Source organism: Streptomyces sp. BR123 (assembly GCF_013401435.1).
GTDB lineage: Bacteria > Actinomycetota > Actinomycetes > Streptomycetales > Streptomycetaceae > Streptomyces.
This window is the reverse complement of record NZ_JACBGN010000456.1, coordinates 1-3,747: the sequence shown is the minus strand read 5'-3', so window position 1 is coordinate 3,747 and position 3,747 is coordinate 1. Positions and strand designations below refer to the sequence as shown.

Annotated in this window: 3 protein-coding genes; 2 read left to right on the top strand and 1 reads right to left on the bottom strand. The window is 72.9% G+C overall.

Annotated features, from left to right (window positions below; translation table 11 throughout):
* Nucleotides 1-64 precede the first annotated feature (64 nt).
* Nucleotides 65-505, top strand: coding sequence for a hypothetical protein (locus HYE82_RS34885; RefSeq protein ID WP_179178237.1), 441 nt, complete (start codon nt 65-67; stop codon nt 503-505).
* Between the two features lie 415 nt (nt 506-920).
* On the opposite strand, the gene HYE82_RS34880 is transcribed toward HYE82_RS34885, so the two are convergent.
* Nucleotides 921-2,306 (bottom strand): cystathionine beta-synthase, encoded by a 1,386-nt coding sequence (locus tag HYE82_RS34880; protein WP_179178238.1) that lies wholly within the window; start codon nt 2,304-2,306, stop codon nt 921-923.
* A 124-nt stretch (nt 2,307-2,430) separates the two neighbouring features.
* Here HYE82_RS34880 and HYE82_RS34875 point away from each other — a divergent pair, with 124 nt between their 5' ends.
* The gene (locus HYE82_RS34875; protein WP_309144553.1) at nt 2,431-3,465 is read left to right on the top strand and encodes an SGNH/GDSL hydrolase family protein; all 1,035 of its coding nucleotides are present in this window, start codon (nt 2,431-2,433) and stop codon (nt 3,463-3,465) included.
* Nucleotides 3,466-3,747: the final 282 nt, after the last annotated feature.

The following is a 3,747-nucleotide window of genomic DNA, read 5'->3' as shown; positions in this document are numbered from 1 at the left end:
GGCTCGGGGAACTCGGGGGCCGAATCGGGGGACCGTTCCGAAACATCCCGAAGAGGGGCGACCCATGAAGCGACGCTTTCCGAGGACGGCTGCCGTCACCGCGGCGGCACTGGTTCTGGCCGGCGGTGGTACGTCCGCCGCGTTCGCCGGCGACCCGACCGACAACCCGAGCGAGGCGGCGGCGGACTTGTGCGCGAACATCAACGAACTCAGCTCCGACACCGCGGCATTGCGGGCCCTGAACCCGTCCACCACGACCAAGGACCAGATCAAGGACGCGACCAACGAGGTCCATGAGGACTGGAAGAAGGTCGCCGAGTCCACGGCCACCTGGAACCAGGCGAAGAAGAACGCGCTGAAGACCGCCTCCCAGAACCTCCAGAAGGCGTACGAGAACCTGCCCGGCGACACCACCGGCAGCCAGGCCGCCACCCAACTCGCACCACAGGTCCAGGCATTGAGTGCGGCCATCAAGAACGCCCGCACCGAGCTCACCTGCCCCTGACCTGACCCGACCCGCCCTGGCGGGCGGCCGGAGAGCCGGACGCCCGCGGAAGTGGAACGCGGGGACCGCCGCACCCTCGGCTGCCCGAGGGGCGGGACGACGGCGGTCCCCGCGGGGGACACGGGCCGGGTCAGGGCCGTCCGCGTCCATGGCGTTCACGTGGTCCGGGAGCCGCTCCGGAGGTCCGCCAACGCCGTTCCGTGGCGCCGGCCGGGGCCTCGCCCCTGCCGACACCGACCACTGTGCCCGAGGCGTGTTAAGCCGGTGCTGCCGCAACGTGACGTGCCCGTACCGATTGCCCGACGCGCGGGCACCACGACAGCCGGCGGTCGCGGCGGTCGGACGGGCGGGCCGTGAACGCGCGCGCCGTCCCGGCCCGGGGGCCCGGGCCGGGACGGCGCGTCAGGTGTTTCGCCTACTTGGCGTTCTTGGCGAGGAAGGCCAGCAGGTCCTGGCGGCTCACCACACCGGTCGGCTTGCCCTCGACCAGCACGATCGCCGCGTCGGCCTCACCGAGCGCGGCCATCAGGTCGGAGACCGGCTCGCCGGAGCCGACCTGCGGCAGCGGCGCGCTCATGTGCTTCTCCAGCGGGTCGGACAGTGCCGCCTGCTGCGCGAACAGCGCCGCCAGCAGCTCCTTCTCCACGACCGAGCCGACGACCTCGGCGGCCATCACGTCCGGGTGACCGGCACCGGGCTTGACGACGGGCATCTGCGAGACGCCGTACTCGCGCAGCACCTCGATGGCCTCACCGACGGTCTCCTCCGGGTGCATGTGCACCAGGGAGGGCATGTCGCCCTCCTTGTCGGCGAGGACGTCGCCGATGCGGGCGGACGGGCCCGCCTCCTCCAGGAAGCCGTGCCCGGCCATCCACTCGTCCGAGAAGATCTTGCTCATGTAGCCGCGGCCGCTGTCGGGGAGGAGGACGACGACCACGTCGTCCGGGCCGAGGCCCTCGGCGGCGCGCAGCGCGGCGACGACCGCCATGCCGCAGGAACCGCCGACGAGGAGGCCCTCCTCCTTCGCCAGCCGGCGGGTCATCTGGAAGGAGTCCTTGTCGGACACCGCGATGATCTCGTCGGCAACGCTCTGGTCGTACGCGGTCGGCCAGAAGTCCTCGCCGACGCCCTCGACCAGGTACGGACGCCCCGAGCCGCCCGAGTAGACGGAGCCCTCCGGGTCGGCGCCGATGACCTTGACCTTGCCGCCGGACACCTCCTTCAGGTAATTGCCGGTACCCGAGATCGTGCCGCCCGTGCCGACACCGGCCACGAAGTGCGTGATCTTCCCCTCAGTCTGTTCCCACAGTTCGGGACCGGTCGTCTCGTAGTGCGAGCGGGGGTTGTTCGGGTTGCTGTACTGGTCCGGCTTCCAGGCGCCCGGCGTCTCGCGGACGAGGCGGTCGGACACGTTGTAGTACGAATCGGGGTGCTCCGGGTCGACCGCGGTCGGGCAGACCACGACCTCGGCGCCGTACGCCCGCAGCACGTTGATCTTGTCCAGGGAGACCTTGTCGGGGCACACGAAAATGCACTTGTAGCCCTTCTGCTGGGCCACGATGGCGAGTCCTACACCCGTGTTGCCGCTGGTCGGCTCCACGATGGTGCCACCGGGCTTGAGGGCACCGCTCTCCTCGGCGGCCTCGATCATCCGGAGGGCGATCCGGTCCTTCACGGAGCCGCCCGGGTTGAAGTACTCGACCTTGGCAAGGACGGTGGCCTGCAGGCCTTCGGTCACACGGTTGAGCTTCACCAGCGGGGTGTTGCCGACGAGGCTGATCATCGAGTCGTGGAATTGCACCATGTTCTCCAGGGACAGGACTCCACGGGTTCTCCGGGAGACATGGCCAGAGTATGCGGAAAGGGATTGGCCGACAGGGAGTACGGGGCAGGAAGGTCAACAAGAGCAGGAGGTGGCTAGCAGGGTGTCCAGGGCAAGGACGGCCCGCCGGATCGCGGCGGGAGCGGCGTACGGCGGAGGCGGGCTCGGGCTGGTCGGGGTCGCCGCCGTCGGGCTGGTGCTGGCGGAGGTCCAGTTCGCCAAGAGGACGGTGGGGACCGGGCTGGGCGACCCCCCGCGGGCCGACGGGCTGTACGGGAGCGACTTCGGCAGAGCGGCCGACGGACCGGGCTGCCCGGGGCCGGCCCCGCTGCGACTGGCCATGCTGGGCGACTCCACGGCAGCCGGGCTCGGCGTGCACCGGGCCCGCCAGACCCCCGCCGCCCTGCTGGCCTCCGGCCTGGCGGCGGTGGCCGAGCGGCCCGTGGAACTGCGGAACGTGGCCCTGTCCGGGGCCATGTCCGACGACCTCGACCGCCAGGTCGGACTGCTGCTGGACGGCGTCGGGGACGGGGACGGGGACGGGGCCGCCCCCGACGTGTGCGTGATCATGATCGGCGCGAACGACGTGACCCGGCGGATGCCGCCGACGCAGTCCGTCCGCCACCTCACCTCGGCGGTGCGGAGGCTGCGGCTGGCCGGCTGCGAGGTCGTGGTGGGCACCTGCCCGGATCTCGGCACGATCGAGCCGGTGTACCAGCCGCTGCGATGGCTGGCCCGGCGGGTCTCGCGGCAGCTGGCCGCCGCCCAGACGATAGGGGTCGTCGCGCTGGGCGCCCGCACGATCTCGATGGGCGACCTGCTGGGCCCGGAATTCGCCGCCAACCCGCGCGAGATGTTCGGCCCGGACTCGTACCACCCCTCGGCCGAGGGGTACGCGACCGCAGCCATGGCCATCCTGCCGACGGTGTGCGCGGCGCTGGCCCTGTGGCCGGAGTCCGACCGGCTGGACATCGCCCGGAACGAGGACATGCTGCCGGTGGCCCAGGCCGCGTCGGCCGCGGCCGGGCAGGCCGGCACCGAGGTCACCGCCGCCCGCGGCCCCTGGGCCCTCCTCAAGCACCGCCGTCGGCGCCGAGTCGCGGAGGAGTCCCCCGCCCCGAGCCCCGCCGACGCCTGACGCCCCCGACCGCTCCCGCAGCTCCCCGCGGGCCGTGGCGCCCGCCCGCGCCGTTCCCCGCGCCCCTGAGGCATGCGCCCCGCAACTGCCGCCCTGCGGACGGGCGCGACCCCCGGGCGAGGCCCGGGGGATACCGCCGGAGGACCCGGCGCCCCCGCGCCACCCGGTGACGCGAGGAACCCGAGCCCTCCCCCGATCCCCCGGCGCGGGGACCTGCGCGACCGGCCGCCCACAACCCGGCAGCCGGACGACGGGCCGGGAAACCGCGGGGCCCGGGCGGGG

What these genes read in the sequence shown, in the direction of transcription:
- HYE82_RS34885 (WP_179178237.1), top strand. Translation starts at nt 65, where the DNA reads ATGAAGCGACGCTTTCCGAGGACGGCTGCCGTCACCGCGGCGGCACTG.